The following is an 18,316-nucleotide window of genomic DNA, read 5'->3' on the forward strand; positions in this document are numbered from 1 at the left end:
CCGCCCCGATGAGAGAAGCCACCAGCCCCGACGGTCGGCCGCGCCGCCGCTCCGCGCCGCGCACCGTCGCCCTGACCGCGGCCGCCGTGCTGCTGGCCCTGGTCGCCGCGCCGGTCGGCGTCAGCCGGGCCCTGGGCGCGCACCAACCGCTCACCGCGCTCGCGGTGGCCGCCGTGGCGGTGCTCTGGCTGATCGTGGTCGGCCTGGCCGCGAGCGGCGCCGAGCGCTCCCGCCGGCTGACCGACGACCTGGCCGTCCAGCACGGGGAGACCCGGGCCGCGCTGGTCGCCGCCGGCACCGCCCGGCAGGCCGAGACGGCCGCCCAGGACCGGGCCGCCGCCGCGTTCGCCGAACGGGACGCCGCCCGCGCCGAGCACGCCCGGGTCGAGGCGGACCTCACCGCCGCGCACGCCGAACTGGCCCGGCTGGGGGCCCGGCTGGAGGCCGAGCGGGCCGCCGCCGGGGCGGAGCGGGAGCGGGCCGCCGACGAGCGGGCCGAACTGGAGCGGATCCCCGAGGGCGTCCTGCCCGAGGTGGTGGAGAAGCTGCGCGGGGGCGCGTCCGTGGACAGCGCGCTGGCCGCCCACCGCAAGCACCCCCAGTACGCACTGCTGCGCGCGGTCGGCGAGGAGGTCGGCCGCGGCGAGCGCCTGCGGGCCGCCGCGCTCGCGGTCTGCGCGACCGCCGCCGGCCGCGTCCAGGCGCTGGCCACGAGCATGCACGCCGAACTGCGCGAGATGCAGCACCGGCACGACGAGGAGGTCCTCGGCGACCTGCTGCGGCTGGACCACTCGACCGCCCAGGCGGGCCGGATGGCGGACAGCATCGCAGTGCTCACCGGCGCCCGCTCCGGCCGCCGCTGGGCCAAGCCGATCGCGGTGGAGTCGGTACTGCGCGGTGCGCTCGGCCGGATCGGCGCCTACCAGCGGGTCCGGCTGCACAACGCCAGCACCGCCGCGGTGGCCGGCTTCGCGGCCGAAGGCGTGATGCACGCGCTGGCCGAACTGCTGGACAACGCCACCAACTTCTCCGCTCCGCCGGCCGAGGTGCACGTCTACGTCGAGGAGGTGCCGGCCGGTCTGGCGGTGACCGTCGAGGACAGCGGGCTGGGCCTGAGCGACAGTTGGCTGCGCCGGGCCGAACGGGCCGTCTCCGCCGAGCCGTTGGACCTCGCCACGCTGTCCGCCGGTACCCGGCTGGGCCTCGCGGTGGTCGGCGTGCTGGCGCGCAAGCACGGGCTGCAGATCTCCTTCCGGCCGTCGGCCCGCGGCGGTACCGGGGTGGTGATGCTGATCCCGCAGCAGGTGGTCACCCACCTGGTTCCGACGCCCGCCCCGGCGGCCGCGCCCGTGACGGCGTCCGCGCCGGCCGTGGAGTCCGTGCGCCCGGCGCTCACCCCCGCCCGCCCGGCGCCCGCCTCGCTGCCGCTCGCCTCGGCCCCGACTGCCTCGAACCCGACTGCCTCGACCCCGCCCGCCGTGGCCGTGCCGGTACCTGTCGTCCCGGCACCTGCTGCCCCGGCCCACGCCGTCGCAGCACACGCCGTCCCGGCGGCTGCCGCCCCCGCCCGGACCCCGTCCGGGCCGACCCGGATGACCGACAGCGGCCTGCCGCAGCGCCGCCGCGGCCAGACGATGGCCACCACCACCCCGCCGGCGGCCCCGGCCGCGAAGCCCGTACGGACCGACGCGGTGCGCGCCGCCGCCCGGTTCGGGGCCTTCCGCCGGGCCGCCCAGCCGGCGCTGCCCGCCCCCGGGGCGGCGCCGACCGCGGACACCGACACCGAGACCACGCCCGACGCTTCCCCCGTCACCGAGAAGGACTCCTGATGAGCAGCGCCACCGACCGCGACCTCGACTGGCTGTTGGAAAACCTGCTGGCGGCCACCCCCGGCAGCCGGCACGCCCTGGTGCTGTCCGCCGACGGCCTCAAGCTCTGCCACACCGCCGGGCTGAGCGCCGACCAGGCCGACCAGCTGTCGGCGATCGCCTCCGGACTGCAGAGCCTGGCGCACGGCGCCTCGATCGAGTTCGGGGACGGCAGCGGCGGCGTGCGGCAGTCGATGACCGAGTTCCACGGCGGCATCCTGTGCATCGTAGCGGCCGGTGAGGGCGCGCACCTCGCGGTGGTCACGGACGACGAGGCGGACGTGGGCGTGGTCGGCCACAACATGCACGGCCTGATCGAGCAGATCGGCGTCCACCTCAGCGCGCCCGCCCGGGAGGCGGACGCGGAACCCGGCGCGGACGCCGCGGGCGAGAGCGCCGGGATATGAACGCCGGGCCCGTGCTGCCGGGTCGGGACGACGACCCGGACCGCCTCTACACCATCACCGGGGGCCGCAGCCGCGCCCCTTCGGTCGCCTTCGACCTGGTCACCCTGATCGTCGCGGAGCGGCAGCCGGCGCCGGGGATGCAGTCGGAGCACGTCCGGATCCTGCGGATGTGCGAGGCCCCGACCGCCGTGGTGGAGGTGGCGGCGGAGCTGCAGCTGCCGGTCTCGGTGGTGAAGATCCTGCTCGGCGACCTGCTGGAGGCCGGGGCGGTCACCGCCCGGCACCCCAGGTTCGCGCCGAACAAGGCCCGGCTGCCCGATCTCGACACGTTGAAGCAGGTGCTGCATGGCCTCCAACGGCTCTGACCTCCAGGACCTCCAGGATGTCCAGGACGTCCCGGACGTCCAGGACCTCCGGCCCGTGGGGCGCACCCCGCTGCGGGCGACCGCCGACAACGCGTTGAAGATCGTCGTGGTCGGCGGGTTCGGGGTGGGCAAGACCACGTTGGTCGGCTCGGTCAGCGAGATCCGCCCGCTGAACACCGAGGAGGTGATGACCCGGGCGGGGGAGGGCATCGACCCGGCGGGCAGCTGGGGCAAGCGCTCCACCACCGTCGCCTTCGACTTCGGCCGGATCACCCTGTCGGAGCGCCAGGTGCTGTACCTGTTCGGCGCGCCCGGGCAGGAGCGCTTCTGGTTCCTCTGGGACCGGCTGTTCAGCGGTGCGCTGGGGGCGGTCGTGCTGGTGGACACCCGGCGACTGGAGGACTCCTGGTACGCGATCGACCGGCTGGAGCACCACGGCACGCCGTTCGTCGTGGCCCGCAACAACTTCGGCGAGCCCGGCCACACCCTGGAGCAGGTCCGGGAGGCGCTGGACCTGCCGCCGGAGGTCCCGCTGGTGGACTGCGACGCCCGTGACCGGGAGTCCGGCAAGCAGGTGCTGATCGAGCTGGTCCACCACCTGGCCGCCCTCGCCGGGGCGGACGCGGCCGCGCTGGCCGGACCCGGAGCACCCGACGCGATCTACGAGGAGAGCACCCCGTGACCGAGCCCGCCGTCACCCCGCCCCCGGGCTGCCCGGCGCACGCCGGCGCCACGCCGCTGTACGGGCCGCGCTTCCAGACCGACCCGGCCCAGCTCTACCGCGAGCTGCGCGCCGCGCACGGCCCGGTCGCCCCGGTCGAGCTGGCCGGCGGCGTGCCCGCGTGGCTGGTCATCGGCTACCGGGAGCTCCAGCAGGTCACCGGCCAGCCGCAGTTGTTCGGCCGGGACTCCAGCCGCTGGCACGCGTGGCGGACGCTGCCCGCGGACTGGCCGTTGAAGCCGATGATGGCCCCGGTGCCGTCGATCCTGTACGCGGAGGGCGAGGAGCACGTCCGGCGCTCCCGGGCGGTCACCGACGCGCTGGCCGGGATCGACCCGTACGAGCTGCGCAAGCACGCCGAGGAGATCGCCGACGGGCTGATCGACGAGTTCGCCGGGCGCGGCGAGGCCGACCTGGTCGCCGAGTACGCGCACCGGATGCCGCTGCTGGTGCTGTGCCGGGTCCTCGGTCTGGACGAGGAGCAGGCGCCGCAGCTGATCGCGGCGCTGCTGGCCATGCTGGACGGCGGTGCGGACGCCCCGGCCGGCGCCCAGCGGCTGCTGGAGCTGATGCTCGCGCTGGTGGAGGAGAAGTCCGAGCACCCGGGGGCCGACGTGGCCTCGCGGATGCTGGAGCACCCGGCGGGGCTGACCCACGACGAGGTGATGCGCGACCTGCGGGTGCTGCTGATCGCCGGTCACCAGCCCAGTTCGTACTGGATCTCCAACACCTTGCGGCTGATGCTCACCGACGAGCGTTTCGCGGCCTCGCTGGCCGGCGGCCGGCGCAGCATCAGCCAGGCCCTCAACGAGGCGCTCTGGGAGGACACCCCGACCCAGATCTTCGCCGGCCGCTGGGCGGTGCGGGACACCCAGCTCGGCGGCCAGCGGATCGCCGAGGGCGACATGCTGCTGCTGGGTTTCGCCGGGGCCAACGCGGATCCGTCGGTGCGCCGGCCCGACGGCCGTCCGGCCGAGGGGAACCGGGCGCACATGAGCTACTCGTACGGCGAGCACGGCTGCCCGTTCCCGGCCCAGGAGGCGGCCGAGGTGATCGCCACCACCGCGATCGAGGTGCTGCTGGACCGGCTGCCGGACCTGCGGCTGGCGGTGGCCGAGCACGCCCTGGTGTGGCGGCCCTCGGCCTGGGTGCGCGGACTGGTCGCGCTGCCGGTCTCGTTCAGCCCGGGGTACTAGGTTCCGTCCGACATGCCGAGGGCCCGTCTTCCGGCTCCCGCCCGCGGGGCGTTCGAGGACGGGCCCCGGCGAGGCCTTGCGGATCTTGGTCGGGCGGGTCAGGATCCACAGGACGTGCACAACCGTTCGAAGAACCTTTACGTCAAGGAGAGTTGCCGCCGATGACCGCTGCCCCGGCCCCGGCCCCGATCGCCCTCGACCCGTTGGCCCGCGACAACGCCGCCGAGGGTGCCCTGCTGCGGGCCGCCGGTCCGGCGGTGCCGGTCGTGCTGCCCGGCGGGGTCGCCGCCTGGGCGGTGACCCGGCACGCGGCCGCGCGCGACCTGCTGACCGACGCCCGGCTGGTCAAGGACGCCCGGCACTGGGCGGCCTACCAGCGCGGTGAGGTGCCGAAGACCTGGCCGCTGATCGGCCTGGCGGTGCCGGGCCCGAGCATGGTGACCACGGACGGTGCCGAGCACCGCCGACTGCGGGCGCTGGTCGCCCAGGCCTTCACCCCGCGCCGGGTCGAGCTGATGCGCCCGCGGGTGGAGGAGATCACCCACGCGCTGCTGGACGCCCTGGCGGCCGGGGAGCCGCTGGTCGACCTCAAGTCGGCCTTCGCCTTCCCGCTGCCGATGACGGTGATCTGCTCGCTGCTGGGCGTCCCGGAGTCGGACCACGGCCTGCTGCGCGACCTGTACGAGCGGTTCTTCGGGGTCAAGCCCGACCCGGAGGGCATCCAGGCGACCGTCGCCGGGCTGAACGCCTTCGTCAACGGCCTGGTGGCGCAGCGCCGTTCGGCACCGGGCGAGGACCTGGCGAGCGTGCTGCTGGCGGCGGACACCGAGGGCGGGGCGCTCACCGACGCGGAGGCGGCGGCCACCCTGCGGGTGATCATCGCGGCCGGCCACGAGACCACCGTCAACCTGATCGGCAACGCGGTGCGGGCGCTGCTGGCGCACCCGGACCAGCTGGCGCTGGTGCGCGCGGGCGAGGTCTCCTGGGACGCGGTGGTCGAGGAGTCGCTCCGCTGGACCCCGCCGACCAGCAACTTCCTGTTCCGCTTCGCCGCCGAGCCGATCGAGGTCGGCGAGCTGGTGATCCCGGCGGGCGACCCGGTGCTGGTCTCGTACAACGCGATCGGCCGGGACCCGTTGCAGCACGGGGTGACGGCGGAGCTGTTCGACATCACCCGGGACCCGACCCGGCACCTGTCCTTCGGCCACGGTCCGCACGTCTGCCCCGGCTCGCCGCTGGCCCGGCTGGAGGCGGCGGTCGCGCTGCCGGCGCTGTTCGAGCGCTTCCCCGGGCTGGCACCGGCGGTGCCGGACGGCGAGCTGCGGCCGAGCCCGTCGCTGGTGGTGAACAGCCTGCGGGAGCTGCCCGTCCGGCTCTGGTGACCGGCCCGACCGGCCCGACCGGCCCGACCAGCCCGACCGGCCTGGCCGAAGCGTGTTGACAGTACGTCAGATAAGCGGCCCCGTCCGGATTCCGGGCGGGGCCGCGGGCGTTCGCCGGTTTCGGACGTGATGATCGGGGCACCGGTGTGGGGAAGGTCGACCATGGACCTTGGCGGCGGCGGAAGGCTGCGTTAACGTCGTCGAATCGGTTCGGCCGCCCGCTCGCCCAGCGATCCCTGCACGCCCATCTCCGGTACAGCGCAATGTCGTTCAGCCCACCCGAGGCAGCATGCCCTGGCGAGGAGGACCGCATTGACCTTCAACCCGACCGCGCCGTCCGCGAGTTCGCGCCGTCGACCGCTGGCCGTATCCGCTCTGCTGGCGGCGCTGGCCCTGACCGCGGCCTGCTCGAACAGCTCCGGCGGTTCGGGCGGCGGCGACGGGGCGGCCCGGACGCTGACCGGTGACTGCGCCAAGTACCAGCCGTACGCAGGGCATTCGGGCACCACGGTGACGATGTTCGCCTCGATCCTCAGCCCGGAGTCGGACAACCTGGAGAAGTCCTGGGCCGAGTTCAGCTCGTGCACCGGGATCAAGATCAGCTACGAGGGGTCCAACGACTTCGAGTCCCAGCTGCCGGTCCGGGTGGCCGGCGGCAACGCCCCGGACTTCGCGATCATCCCCCAGCCGGGCCTGCTGGCGCAGATGGTGAAGAGCGGCAAGGTGGTCAAGCCGCCCGCTGAGACCGTCGCCAACCAGGGCAAGTGGAGCCCGGTCTGGAAGACCTACGGCTCGGTCGACGGTACCTTCTACGCGGCGCCGATGAGCGCCAACATGAAGTCCCTGGTCTGGTACTCGCCGAAGACCTTCAAGGCGGCCGGCTACGAGGTGCCGAAGACCTGGGCGGACCTCATGGCGCTCAGCGACCGGATCGCCAAGGCGGGCGGTCCCAAGCCCTGGTGCGGGGGCATCGCCTCCGGCACGGCCACCGGCTGGCCGGCCACCGACTGGCTGGAGGAGGTGGTGCTGGGCACGTACGGCGGTGAGGTGTACGACCAGTGGGTCGGCCACCAGGTGAAGTTCTCCGACGAGAAGATCGCCACGGCGATGCGGACGGTCGCCGACTGGATGCAGAACCCGGCCTGGGTCAACGGCGGCTACGGCGGCGTCAAGTCGATCGCCACCACCACGTTCCAGGACGCGGGCGCGCCGATCCTCACCGGCAAGTGCGCGATGCTCCAGCAGGCCTCCTTCTACGAGGCGCAGTGGCCCAAGGGCACCAAGGTCGCCCCGGACGGCGACGTCTTCGCCTTCCACCTGCCCGCCGTCAACCCGTCGATCGCCAACCCGGTCGAGGGCGGCGGCGAGTTCCTGGCCGCCTTCTCCAGCAAGCCCGAGGCGCAGGCGGTGCAGAACTACCTGTCCAGTGCGGACTGGGCGAGCAGTCGGGTGAGGACCGCGACCGGCTGGGTCTCGGCCAACCAGGGCGTGGACAAGAGCCTCTACACCGACCCGATCGACAAGCTCTCCGCGGAGGCGCTGACCGACCCGAGCGCCACCTTCCGCTTCGACGCCTCCGACATGATGCCGGCGGCCATCGGCTCCGGGCAGGAGTGGACGTCGCTGACCGCCTGGTTCGCCGAGGGGCAGTCGATCCAGAAGGTCGCCGCCGACATCGACGCCGCCTGGCCGAAGTAGCCGCCCGAGCGGCCGCCGACCGAGCAGCTGACTGAACAGCTGACTGAGCAGCTGGCAGGGCAGCCGACCGAGCGGCCGCCGGAGCAGCCCGCCCGGCCGGCGTCCGGGACCACCCGCCGAGGGCGGTGCGGGGCCACCCACCCGCACCGCCCGCCCCTCCTCCTCTCTCACCTGCTCCCCTGACCTGCTCCCCGACCCTGCTTCCCGACCCTGCTTCCCGACCCGCTTCCCCTTCCCGCTGGACGAACCGAAGGGACGTGCAGCCATGCCCGTAACCGGCTCCCCGCCGGCCGCCGGCTCCCTGGCCGTCGGCGCCTGGGGCGACGCGGCGATCAAGTTCGGCAACAGCTTCGGCGCGATCGCGGGCTTCCTCGGCGTCCTGCTGGTGGTCTTCCTGGTCGCCGGGCGCGCCCGGGGCCGGCTGGCCCGCCCGCTGGCCGTCCTGGTCCTCCTCGGCCCGGCGGTGCTGCTGCTGGCGGTCGGCCTGGTGGTGCCGCTGATCCGCACGGTCTACCTGAGCCTGCACGGCCCGGACGGCAGCACCTTCGTCGGCGGTGAGAACTTCGGCTGGGCGTTCACCACCGAATCGGTGCGGAAGGTGCTGCTCAACACCCTGCTGTGGCTGGTGGTCGCGCCGCTGGTGGCGACCGGTCTGGGCCTGGTGCTGGCCCTGCTGGTGGACCGGATGCGCGGCCAGTCGGTCTACAAGTCGCTGATCTTCATGCCGATGGCGATCTCACTGGTGGGCGCCTCGATCATCTTCAAGTTCGTCTACGAGGCGCGCGGCAAGGACCAGCCGCAGATCGGCCTGCTCAGCCAGCTCGCCCACGCGGTGGGCTGGTCGGACCCGCCGAACTGGCTGCTCAGCCAGCCGCTGAACACCTTCCTGCTGATGGCGGTGATGGTCTGGGTGCAGACCGGCTTCGCGATGGTGGTGCTCTCGGCGGCGATCAAGGCGATCCCGGACGAGGTGGTGGAGGCGGCCCGGCTCGACGGTGCGACCGGGGTGAGGCTGTTCTGGCACGTCACCGTGCCGATGATCCGCACCACGGTGATGGTCGTCCTGACCACGGTCATGATCATCACCCTGAAGGCCTTCGACATCGTCCGCACCATGACCGGCGGCAACTTCGGCACCCAGGTGCTGGCCAACGAGATGTACACGCAGTCCTTCGCGCAGTTCGACGACGGGCGGGGCGGCGCCCTCGCGGTCCTGCTGTTCCTCGCGGTGCTGCCGCTGGTGGCCTACAACATCGTCCAGCTGCGGAGGGAGCGTGAGGTGCGGTGAGCATTCCTGAGGCGAAAGCCGTCAGCCGCCGTCCGGCCGGGGGGAGCCCCGTGCGGAAGGCTTTCAGCAGCCCCCTGGCCTCGCTGTTCGTGATCGCCGTGACGGTGCTCTGGACGGTCCCGACCCTCGGCCTGCTGGTGACCTCGCTGCGCCCCAAGCAGGACGTGACGAAGGACGGCTGGTGGAACGCCCTGCTCCACCCGGACTTCGGCCTCGGCAACTACCACACGGTGCTGTTCGAGGGCGGCTCCGGCGGCTCCACCGGCCTGCTGCCCTTCCTGGTGAACTCGCTGGCGATCAGCATCCCGGCCACCCTCTTCCCGCTGGTGCTCGCGGCGATGGCGGCGTACGCGCTGGCGTGGGTGCGGTTCCGGGGGAGCGACGCGGTGTTCTTCACGGTGTTCGCGCTCCAGGTGGTGCCGCTCCAGATGGCGCTGATCCCGCTGCTGCGGCTGTTCTCCGGCGGTGCGCACCTGGGGGCGCTGACGCTGATCCCGGCGGTGGACCTCAAGGGCAGCTACGCGCCGGTCTGGCTGGCGCACACCATGTTCGCGATGCCGCTGGCGGTGTTCCTGCTGCACAACTTCATCGCCCAGCTGCCGCGCGACCTGATGGAGGCGGCGGTGGTGGACGGCGCCTCGCACTTCAAGATCTTCCGTTCGATCGTGCTGCCACTGTGCGCCCCGGCGCTGGCCTCGTTCGCGATCTTCCAGTTCCTCTGGGTCTGGAACGACCTGCTGGTCGCGCTCACCTTCGCCGGCGGCACACCGGAGGTGGCGCCGATGACGGTCCGGCTGGCGCAGCTGTCCGGGTCGCTGGGCGGGCGTTGGGAGCTGCTCACGGCGGGGGCGTTCCTGTCGATCATCGTGCCGCTGATCGTCTTCTTCGCCCTCCAGCGGTACTTCGTCCGCGGACTGCTGGCGGGTTCGGTCAAGGGGTAGGGCGGACGGCCCGGCTCGGGTTCGGCTCGGGTCCGGCTCGGGTCCGGCTGTGGCGGGCGCCGGGGTGGCGGCCCTCCGGGCTCTTCTGAACGCGTTCAGAACCAACTTTTGAACTTGTTCAGAATCGTCTACAGTCGGCTGCGGGAGGCGTCGAGTACGTCCGCCCCGCGGACCGCCCGGAGGACGGCTTCCGCATGCCCGCCGACCACCGAGGGGGACTCATGCCAGGCCCGTCCACGCCTGCCCCGACCGATCCGCAGCCCGGAGCCGAGCACGGCCCGTCGGCCGGCCACAGCCTGTCGGCCGGCCACAGCCCGTCGGTCGAGCACAGCCTGTCGGCCGAGTTCGGCCCGTCGGCCGAGCCGGACGCGCAAGCCGCCCCGGACTCGCCGTTCGACATGTACCGGCCCGGCGCCCCGTACCGCGCGCCGGACGCCCCCGTGCCCCCGCAGCCCGGCCGGCTGCACGCCACCGACCCCGAGCGGCACGCGGCCGCCACCCCCCGGGTCCTCCTGCTCGCCGTGCTCGCCGGACTGCTGACGGCCTGGCTGCTGTACGACGGGATCGGCGCCAACCTGCTGATCTGCGGCGCCGCCACGGCCGGCGTCGCCGGCCTGGTCGCCCGAACCGCCGGCCGCCGGATCCGGCCCTGGACGCTCGCCTGGAGCCTGTTGGCCCTCGCCCTGCTCGCCGTCCCGGCCCGCTGGGACGCGGGCTGGCCCGCCCTGCTCGCCTCCGGCTGTGCGCTGGGACTGGCCTCGCTCGCCCTGCACGGCGGGCGCCGCTGGCCGGGGGTGCTGCTCGCCCTGCCCGCCCTGGTCTGGCAGCTGATCCCGGGGCTGAGCTGGATCTGGGAAAGCCTGGAGGGCCGCCCGCTGCCGGGGGCCGGACGGCTCGTCCCGGTGCTCAAGGCGCTCGCCGTCGCCGCCGTCCTGCTGACCGTCTTCGGCCTGCTGTTCGCCGGCGCCGACGCGGCCATGGCGGACCTGCTGGCCGGCCTGGTCCCCAGCTTCGACGTCCACCAGCTGCCGGGGCGCGGCACCCTGTTCGGGCTCGGCACGCTCACCGCCCTCGGCTTCGCGCACATCGCCGCCGGGCCGCGCCGCTGGGACCGGCTGGAGGTCCGCCCGGGCCGCGAACGGCGACGGCTGGAGTGGGCGCTGCCGCTGGTCGCGCTCGACCTGCTGTTCGGCGCCTTCGCGGTGATCCAGGCGGTCATGGTGCTCGGCGGCGCGGACGCCGTGCTGGCCAACACCGGGATGAGCCGCTCCGCGTACGCCCGGCAGGGCTTCTGGCAGCTGAGCGTGATCACCGTGCTGACCCTGGTCGTGGTGGCCGTCGCCAAGCGCTGGGCGCCGCGCACCACCCCGAGTGACCGCCGGCTGGCCCGGATCCTGCTCGGACTGCTCTGCCTGCTCGCGCTGGCCGTGGTCGCCTCGGCGCTCGGCCGGATGTGGTTCTACGTGGACGCCTCCGGGCTGACCACGCTGCGGCTGTGGGTGCTGGTGGTCGAGATCTGGCTGGGCGCCGTGTTCCTGCTGCTGCTGGCCGCCGGGCTCACCCGCCGGGGCGGGGGCTGGCTGCCGCGCGCCGTAGTCCTCAGCGGGATGCTCACCGTCGCCGTCTACGGGCTGATGGGGCCGGACGCGATCGTCGCGGAGCAGAACGTGGCCCGGTACGAACGGTCGCAGCAGATCGACCTGCGCAACGTCCGCGACCTCTCGGCCGACGCGGTGCCCGCCCTGGACCGGCTGCCCGAGCCGCAGCGGTCCTGCGCGCTGCAACTGATCCGACGCGACCTCGACCGGGACACCCGGCCCTGGTACGCGGCCGGCGGCTCGGTCACCGGGGCGCGGCAGGTGCTGGCCGAACGGCCGTTGGTGGAGGGGCCGCGGTCGGGGCGGGGGCCCTGCGAGTGGGCCGGGCTGGCGTCCGAGCGGGGCTGGTAGCGGCCGCCGGGCCCGGGCCGGGGGCGGCTGGGAACGCCGCGGGGCCGGCCGGGAGCGTGCTGCTCCCGGCCGGCCCTCGGCGGTTCCGTGCCCTGCGGCGGTTCCGATGCCCCTCGGCGGTTCCGGTGCCCCTCGGCGGTTCCGATGCCCCTCGGCGGTTCCGGTGCCCCGCGGGGGCCCGGTGCCCTGCGGCGGTTCCGGTGCCTCGCCGGGGCCCGGTGCGGATCAGTGCATCGCGATGCCGGCGCTGTCGCCGCTCGGCAGGTCGCTCGCCTTCGCCTTGACGACGAAGACCGCGATCAGCAGCGCGATCCCGGCGAGCACCGCGCCGACGATGAAGCCGTGCGAGATCCCCTGGGCGAGCACCGAGTTGGCGGGGTCGGAGCCCGGGAGGAACTCGTGGTGCTGTTCGAAGTAGCTGTGCTCCGCCGGACTGCCGTTCTGCAGGAACGCCGGCATCTGGAGCTTGCCCTCGGCGGTCGCGTAGTGCGCGAAGACCGTGGTCAGGATCGAGAGGCCGAGCGAACCGCCGATCTGCTGCATCGAGTTGAGCAGACCGGAGGCGGCGCCGGTCTCCTCGCCCGGGACGCCCGCGACCGAGAGCAGCATCACCGGGACGAAGATCAGGCCCATGCCGAAGCCGAAGATCACCGTGGGGCCGAGGACACCGTCGAGGTAGCCGCTGTCCTTGCCCATCTGGGTCAGCCAGGTGAGGCCGACGGTGACCAGCAGCGCACCGCCCGCCATGAACGGCTTCGGGCCGTACTTGGCCTGGAAGGTCGAGGCGAGCTGCGCGGCGATGATGATCGCCACGCTGATCGGCAGGAACGAGACACCGGCCTTGAGCGGGCTGTACCCGAGCGGTCCCTGCACGAACAGGACGACGTAGAAGAAGATGCCGAACATGGCCGCGGCCAGGCAGAGCATCATCACCAGGCCGCCGGTGCGGTTGCGGTCGGCGAACAGGTGCAGCGGGGTGATCGGCTGGTCGGTGCGCCGCTCGATCACGACGAAGGCGGCCAGCAGGACCGCACCGGCGGCGAAGGAGCCGAGCGTCAGGGGGTCCGACCAGCCGTCCGAGGCGGCCCGGATGAAGCCGTAGACGAGGCCGACCAGGCCGAGGGTCGAGGTGAAGGCGCCGGGCAGGTCGAAGCGGCCCGGGTGGCGCTCGGACTCGGCGATGTAGCGCGGCGCGGCGATCGCGATCAGCGCGGCGATCGGCACGTTGACGAAGAACACCCAGCGCCAGTCCAGGTACTCGGTCAGCAGGCCGCCGGCCAGCAGGCCGATCGCCGCTCCCGAGCCGGCCACCGCGGAGAAGACGCCGAACGCCTTGTTGCGTTCCGGCCCCTCCTCGAAGTTGGTGGCGATCAGGGCGAAGGCGGTGGGCGAGCAGATCGCGCCACCGATGCCCTGGAGCGCGCGGGCGGCCAGCAGCAGCGTGCTGTCCTGGGCGAAGCCGCCCAGCAGCGAGGCCAGGCCGAACAGCAGCGTGCCGAAGATGAACACCCGGCGGCGGCCGAGGATGTCGCCCGCCCGGCCACCGAGCAGCAGCAGGCCGCCGAAGGTCAGCGTGTAGGCGTTGATGACCCAGGACAGGTCGGTGGTCGAGAAGTTCAGCGCGTCCTTGATGTGCGGCAGCGCGATGTTCACGATGGTCGCGTCGAGCACCACCATGAGCTGGGTGGCCGCGATGACGGCCAGGGTGATGTTCTTCCCCCGGCCCTGGCCGGTCTTCGGTGGTGGGTTCTTGCTGAGCGTGTCGGAGATAGCCACGAATGTGCCCCCTGCTGGCTACGCGCGCGGTGCGGTGGGTGCGATGGGTGTGGTGGGTGTGGTGGTGCGCTCGGTGCGCGGGAACTGCGGTGCGTCAGTGGTGTGTCGGTGGTGCGTCAGCGGTGCTTCGGCGGTGCATCGGTGGTCCTTCGCGTGTTCGGGGGCGCAGCGGATCCGCCGCCCCGAACGCGCAGCTGCGCGTCGGCGCAGACTGGGAAGGAACGATGCCGTTCACTAATCTGGACGATAGCCTGGGCTCGATAGTGAACGCAAGCGTTCCTTAAGGATGGTGGCAATGGATCGGTTGATACGGCGACCGGCGGCGGACCGGGCGCCCGGGGGGACCGCCGTGCCGCTGCCGTCCGGCGGACTCCCGGCAACGCCCGGGGTGTCGGGAGGGTCGGCGGTGTCGGCGATATCGGCGGTATCGGCGGTGTCGGGTGTGCCGGGGGAGGGGGCCGAGCACTGCTGCCCGGTGCAGGCCGTCCGGGAGGCGCTGGCCCGGCCGGTGCGGCGGCGGGGGAAGGAGTTGGAGAACGCGATCTTCGAGGCCGCGCTCGACCAGCTCACCTCCGGCGGATTCGCGCGGCTGACGATGGAAGGCGTCGCCGGTGCGGCGCGGACCGGGAAGGCCGCGCTCTACCGGCGCTGGGCGTCCAAGGACGAACTCGTCATCGACGCCCTGGACGCCACTCTGCCACGCCCCTACGGCATCCCCGACCTCGGGTCCGCCCGGGCCGAGTTGCTGCAGCTCATCGAGCTGTTCACGGACGCGATCTGCTCCCGGGCGGGCGCCGCCCTGCACGCGCTGATGGCCGAGCTCTCCCAGCAACAGGCCGAGGTGTTCAAGGACTTCATCGTGCAGCGGGTGATCGGGCCGACCAAGGACAGCATCCTGGACATCCTGCGCCGCGGCGTCGAGCGCGGCGACGTGCGCCCCGACGCGGTCACCCCACTGGTCGCCGACGTCGTCCCCGCGATGCTGATGTTCCAGGTGAAGGTCGCCGAACGCGACCTGGCCCCCGACTTCGCGGTCCGGCTGGTGGACGACGTGCTGGTCCCGATGGTCCGGCGGACGTAGCCGGTCCGGGGCCCGTGCGGGCGGGCTTAGGCTGGAGAGCGCCCCACCGCAGGGGGGCCGCACTGCCGAACGGAGTCCGTGATGCCCATCGTCCCGCCGACGCACTCCGTCGAACGCTCGCTCCGCCGGGCCGGCGCCAAGGTCGTGGTCGGGCTGGACGAGGTGGGGCGCGGCGCCTGGGCCGGACCGGTCACCGTCGGGGCCGCCGTCACCGGCCTGCGGAAGCCGCCGGAGGGGCTCACCGACTCCAAGCTGCTCACCGAGCTGCGCCGCGAGGCCCTCGCGCCGGTGCTCGCCGACTGGGTCACCGCGTACGCGCTCGGTCACGCCTCGCCGCAGGAGTGCGACGAACTCGGCATGACGGCGGCGCTGCGGCTGGCCGCCGTCCGCGCGCTGGAGGCGCTGCCGGTCGAACCCGACGCGGTGATCCTGGACGGCAAGCACGACTACCTCGGCGGCCCCTGGCGGGTGCGCACGGTGATCAAGGGCGACCAGTCCTGCATCTGCGTCTCCGCCGCCTCGGTGCTCGCCAAGGTCCACCGTGACGGGCTGATGGCCGAACTCGGCGAGACCTGCCCGGAGTACGGCTTCGCGGACAACGCCGGCTATCCGTCCCCGGTGCACCGTTCCGCACTGGAGGAGTTCGGCCCCACCGACCACCACCGGCTCTCCTGGGCGTACTTGGACGCACTGCCCAAGTGGCGTCATCTGAAGCGCGGTCGGGACGCCTTCGGTGCCGGTCAGGGATCCGCCGACGAACAGTTGACGCTCGGTTTCTGACGGTCCGTCTGGAATTGCCCGGGGTGGGGGTGACGGAAGTCCCGTGCCCAATGGGTGGGGCGCCCGTGCGCGTTCGACCGGCATTTGATAGATATCCGGGTATGCCTGTCTTCCCCGAGGAGCCGGAGATTCACGAGAGCCTCCCGGGCCCCGGCGTTCCCTTCCCCCGCGAGTCGGACGCACAAGCCCTCCACGCGCCTGCCAACGGCGGCGCACCCGCCACCGCACCCACCACCGCCGCGCCGCTCCCGGTGCCCGGCCCGCGACCGGCGCCCCGTCCGGCACCGCCGCGTGCCGACCGCCCGGGACCGTCGCGCCTGATCCCCAAGCCCGGTCCGGCGCCGCGCCGCCCGGCCCCTGCCCCGGCCCCGGTCGCGTCGTCGGCCACGTTGCCGGCCCAGGCCACGTCGTCGGCCCCGACCACGTCGCAGGTCGAGGTCCAGCGCATCGCCGCCACCCCGGCGCAGGCGCTGGAACGCGCCGACGACGCGGTCGACCTGCTCCTGGACTCGGGCCGCAACCCGGGCGAGATCCTGGTGCTGACCGTCGGCGACGCCCACCCCTGGCAGCAGCACGAGCTGTCCTTCGGCGAGGAGCGCTACTGGGCGCAACTCGCCGAGGGCGGCGACGTGTTCTACGCGGACGCGGCGCCGGCCAGGCCGGTCCGCCGCGACGTGGTCGTCCTGGTGGTCAACGGCGGTCCGCCCGCCCGGGCCGCCGAGGCGTACGCCGACGCGCTCGGCCGAGCCAACGCCCTGCTGCTCGTGTGTGGGGAGGCCGGCCCGGCCGCCACGGCGGCGTCCGCAACCGCACCCGCGCGTCCGGTCAAGGCCTGACCGGAACTCCGACCGTCGTCCTCGCTCCGGGTCCGGTGCCTACGGTGCCGGGCCCGGGCCCGTCCGCACGGCCGGCGGCCCGTGGCCGAGGCCCGGACCGAGTGCTGAGGGTCAGGCGCCGAGGACCGAGCGGTGAGGGCCGAGCGCTGAGGGCCGGGCGCTGAGGACCGATCAGCGCGTCCCGGTGCGACGGCCCGGTTCCACGGCCGTGACCCGCGCCGGGATCCAGGGCGGCTCGGCCTGCGCGGAGCGCTGCGGGGCGTCGACCCGTTTGGCCTGCTCGGCGGCCTGCTGCCGGGCCCGCTGGCTGCGCGGGGCGTCGTCGAGCACCGACCGCGGCGGCAGCTCCGTCACGATGTGCAGCGGTCCGTCCGCCCACGAACCCGCGTGCGGGTTGCGTCCGCCCCGCCCGTCGCCGAGGATCTGCCAGCCCGTCGCGGTGAGCCCGATGTACGAGCCGCAGCGCAGCCCGTGCAGCCCGGCCGCGTCCCGCAGTGCCCACATCCAGGCGCCGTCCTGTTCCGTCCAGCCGGGCGCACCGTCGCGGCAGCGCAGCAGCACGGCCGTCCGGGTCGGCTCGGGCTGGCGCAGGTCGTGCGGGGTGACCCGGCGCAGGTGCGTCAGCAGGGCGTTCCGGTGCTGCCAGCCGTCGGTGTCGTGCGGCCAGGGCGTGAACGAGGCCGAGGCGGCCAGGTGGTGGAGCGCGTCCAGGACCGCCACCACGACCGTGCCCGGCTGGGGCAGGTGACGCTGGTGCAGTTCCAGGACGAACTCGCGCGGATCGCGCAGCAACGGGATCCCCGAGGCGGTCCAGGTCTCCAGGTCCAGCAGCCGTCTGGGCGCCGAACCTCCGGAGAGGGGATGCTGACCTCGGCCGATACCGTTGATCACGATCCTCCTTCCTGGCCCGTGGGCAGGCGGGTGCCTGGGTACGCCGAAGGGCGGGCCCAGCGGACCGGATTTCGGGTACCTCCCAATTCTCAGGGCAACGGGGCCGGAGCGGCAACGATGAAATGATGAACGCCACCCGATAGCCCATGTTCTGCCGGATATGTTCCACGTCGGCCCGAGTGGGGTTCGGGTGACGCCCGACCTTGATCCACACCACGCGAAGGGCATGTCGAACCGTTGTCGGCACGCTGGGCCCTCCTTATCTCGGGTCGGATCTCCGGTGTGATCGAAATCGCCCTGGCAACTCCTTTCCGTTAGGCCATTCGAGTGATGACGGCCTCGGGAGCGGCGGCCGCCCGCCGCCCGCTCACCCCTGCACCCCCAGGACCAGCGGCAGCACCGCGCCGGCCCCCGCGCGGCGCAGCAGCCGGGCGGCCACGGTGACCGTCCACCCCGAGTCCACGAGGTCGTCCACCAGCAGCACCGGTCCGCCGGCGGCCGCCACCGCCTGCTCCAGCTCCGGCGGCAGCACCAGCGATCCGGCCAGTGAGTGCAGCCGCTGGGCGCTGTTGCTGCGGGCCCCGTGCGGCGGCAGCCCGCCGGCGTACTCGATCCGGCCGAGCAGCGGCAGCCGTCCGACCTCGGCGATCCGCGCGCCGAGGCTGCCGACCAGCTGCGGGCGGGTCGAGGAGGCCATGGTCACCACACCGACCGGCCGCTCCAGCCGGGTGCCCTCCGCGGTCGCGGGCCCGGCCCAGCCGCCGGGGCCGCGGGCCCAGTCGGCGAGCACCGCCACCAGGGCGTCCACCGCCTCGCCGGGCACCGGCACGTCCGGCGCCTGGTCGGCGAGCAGGGTGCGCAGCCGGGTGCCCCAGCCGATGTCGGACAGCCGGCCGAGCGCCCGGCCGGTCTCCGCCTGTTCGCCCGCCGGGATCCGGCCCTTCAACGGCACCCCGAGCGAGTCCATCCCGGTCGGCCAGAGCCGGCGCGGTTCGAAGCTCACGCCCGGGCGGCCGAGTGCGGCCCGGGCGGCGGCCAGTGCCTCCGCGGAGACCTCCGGGGGGTGCAGCGGCCGCGCGCCGTTGTCGCACCGGTCTCTTCTACACAGCTGACGCAGCCGACGATCGGTCTCGGGTC

General features: G+C 73.7%; 16 protein-coding genes. 13 read left to right on the forward strand and 3 right to left on the reverse strand.

Going from position 1 to position 18,316, the window contains the following annotated elements; genetic code table 11:
• Positions 1 to 8 precede the first annotated feature (8 nt).
• From ACFXPX_RS28610 to ACFXPX_RS28655, 10 genes are all read left to right on the forward strand, one after another.
• Positions 9 to 1,829, forward strand: a complete 1,821-nt coding sequence (locus ACFXPX_RS28610) for a sensor histidine kinase (protein WP_380643984.1) — start codon at positions 9 to 11, stop codon at positions 1,827 to 1,829.
• Complete coding sequence (locus ACFXPX_RS28615) at positions 1,829 to 2,275, forward strand: roadblock/LC7 domain-containing protein (protein WP_375889342.1); 447 nt, start codon at positions 1,829 to 1,831, stop codon at positions 2,273 to 2,275. Before ACFXPX_RS28610 ends, ACFXPX_RS28615 begins: the two co-directional genes overlap by 1 nt.
• On the forward strand, positions 2,272 to 2,640 hold the full coding sequence (locus tag ACFXPX_RS28620; protein WP_375889341.1) for a DUF742 domain-containing protein: 369 nt from the start codon (positions 2,272 to 2,274) through the stop codon (positions 2,638 to 2,640). The genes ACFXPX_RS28615 and ACFXPX_RS28620 overlap by 4 nt, the downstream gene beginning before the upstream one ends.
• The gene (locus tag ACFXPX_RS28625) at positions 2,621 to 3,322 is read left to right on the forward strand and encodes an ATP/GTP-binding protein (RefSeq protein WP_380526512.1); all 702 of its coding nucleotides are present in this window, start codon (positions 2,621 to 2,623) and stop codon (positions 3,320 to 3,322) included. The genes ACFXPX_RS28620 and ACFXPX_RS28625 overlap by 20 nt, the downstream gene beginning before the upstream one ends.
• Positions 3,319 to 4,557 carry a cytochrome P450 gene (locus ACFXPX_RS28630; protein WP_375889338.1) on the forward strand — a complete coding sequence of 413 codons (1,239 nt, stop codon included), beginning with the start codon at positions 3,319 to 3,321 and terminating at the stop codon, positions 4,555 to 4,557. Before ACFXPX_RS28625 ends, ACFXPX_RS28630 begins: the two co-directional genes overlap by 4 nt.
• 161 nt (positions 4,558 to 4,718) lie before the next feature.
• A complete protein-coding gene (locus ACFXPX_RS28635; RefSeq protein WP_375889336.1) occupies positions 4,719 to 5,939 on the forward strand; it encodes a cytochrome P450 in 1,221 nt (406 codons plus the stop codon).
• A gap of 312 nt (positions 5,940 to 6,251) precedes the next feature.
• Positions 6,252 to 7,637 (forward strand): ABC transporter substrate-binding protein, encoded by a 1,386-nt coding sequence (locus tag ACFXPX_RS28640; protein WP_375889335.1) that lies wholly within the window; start codon positions 6,252 to 6,254, stop codon positions 7,635 to 7,637.
• A gap of 265 nt (positions 7,638 to 7,902) precedes the next feature.
• A complete protein-coding gene (locus ACFXPX_RS28645; protein WP_375889334.1) occupies positions 7,903 to 8,925 on the forward strand; it encodes a carbohydrate ABC transporter permease in 1,023 nt (340 codons plus the stop codon).
• A gap of 50 nt (positions 8,926 to 8,975) precedes the next feature.
• Positions 8,976 to 9,866 carry a carbohydrate ABC transporter permease gene (locus tag ACFXPX_RS28650; protein WP_380526516.1) on the forward strand — a complete coding sequence of 297 codons (891 nt, stop codon included), beginning with the start codon at positions 8,976 to 8,978 and terminating at the stop codon, positions 9,864 to 9,866.
• A 221-nt stretch (positions 9,867 to 10,087) separates the two neighbouring features.
• Positions 10,088 to 11,815, forward strand: a complete 1,728-nt coding sequence (locus ACFXPX_RS28655) for a DUF4153 domain-containing protein (RefSeq protein ID WP_380643985.1) — start codon at positions 10,088 to 10,090, stop codon at positions 11,813 to 11,815.
• 225 nt (positions 11,816 to 12,040) lie between these two features.
• On the opposite strand, the gene ACFXPX_RS28660 is transcribed toward ACFXPX_RS28655, so the two are convergent.
• Entirely contained in the window at positions 12,041 to 13,492 is a 1,452-nt protein-coding gene (locus tag ACFXPX_RS28660; protein WP_380643988.1) for an MFS transporter, read from the reverse strand.
• Positions 13,493 to 14,033: 541 nt separating this feature from the next.
• Between ACFXPX_RS28660 and ACFXPX_RS28665 the strand changes: the two genes are divergently transcribed.
• The 3 genes from ACFXPX_RS28665 to ACFXPX_RS28675 all read left to right on the forward strand — a co-directional run bounded on the left by ACFXPX_RS28665 (position 14,034) and on the right by ACFXPX_RS28675 (position 16,288).
• Entirely contained in the window at positions 14,034 to 14,672 is a 639-nt protein-coding gene (locus tag ACFXPX_RS28665; protein WP_380404202.1) for a TetR/AcrR family transcriptional regulator, read from the forward strand.
• Between the two features lie 81 nt (positions 14,673 to 14,753).
• Positions 14,754 to 15,452, forward strand: coding sequence for a ribonuclease HII (locus tag ACFXPX_RS28670; RefSeq protein WP_375889325.1), 699 nt, complete (start codon positions 14,754 to 14,756; stop codon positions 15,450 to 15,452).
• A 389-nt stretch (positions 15,453 to 15,841) separates the two neighbouring features.
• Positions 15,842 to 16,288 (forward strand): hypothetical protein, encoded by a 447-nt coding sequence (locus ACFXPX_RS28675; RefSeq protein WP_375889322.1) that lies wholly within the window; start codon positions 15,842 to 15,844, stop codon positions 16,286 to 16,288.
• 171 nt (positions 16,289 to 16,459) lie between these two features.
• Here ACFXPX_RS28675 and ACFXPX_RS28680 read toward each other — a convergent pair whose 3' ends face one another.
• Positions 16,460 to 17,179, reverse strand: coding sequence for a hypothetical protein (locus ACFXPX_RS28680; protein WP_375889320.1), 720 nt, complete (start codon positions 17,177 to 17,179; stop codon positions 16,460 to 16,462).
• Between the two features lie 367 nt (positions 17,180 to 17,546).
• On the reverse strand, positions 17,547 to 18,316 hold a 770-nt coding region (locus ACFXPX_RS28685), incomplete at its 5' end, for a phosphoribosyltransferase (protein ID WP_380643986.1).

Origin of the sequence: Kitasatospora sp. NPDC059146 (assembly GCF_042786665.1) — a bacterium.
Lineage (GTDB): Bacteria > Actinomycetota > Actinomycetes > Streptomycetales > Streptomycetaceae > Kitasatospora.

Coding starts and splice junctions, on each gene's coding strand:
- ACFXPX_RS28610 (WP_380643984.1), top strand. CDS start 9: ATGAGAGAAGCCACCAGCCCCGACGGTCGGCCGCGCCGCCGCTCCGCG.
- ACFXPX_RS28615 (WP_375889342.1), top strand. CDS start 1,829: ATGAGCAGCGCCACCGACCGCGACCTCGACTGGCTGTTGGAAAACCTG.
- ACFXPX_RS28620 (WP_375889341.1), top strand. CDS start 2,272: ATGAACGCCGGGCCCGTGCTGCCGGGTCGGGACGACGACCCGGACCGC.
- ACFXPX_RS28625 (WP_380526512.1), top strand. CDS start 2,621: ATGGCCTCCAACGGCTCTGACCTCCAGGACCTCCAGGATGTCCAGGAC.
- ACFXPX_RS28635 (WP_375889336.1), top strand. CDS start 4,719: ATGACCGCTGCCCCGGCCCCGGCCCCGATCGCCCTCGACCCGTTGGCC.
- ACFXPX_RS28645 (WP_375889334.1), top strand. CDS start 7,903: ATGCCCGTAACCGGCTCCCCGCCGGCCGCCGGCTCCCTGGCCGTCGGC.
- ACFXPX_RS28655 (WP_380643985.1), top strand. CDS start 10,088: ATGCCAGGCCCGTCCACGCCTGCCCCGACCGATCCGCAGCCCGGAGCC.
- ACFXPX_RS28660 (WP_380643988.1), bottom strand. CDS start 13,492: ATGGTGGTGCTCGACGCGACCATCGTGAACATCGCGCTGCCGCACATC.
- ACFXPX_RS28670 (WP_375889325.1), top strand. CDS start 14,754: ATGCCCATCGTCCCGCCGACGCACTCCGTCGAACGCTCGCTCCGCCGG.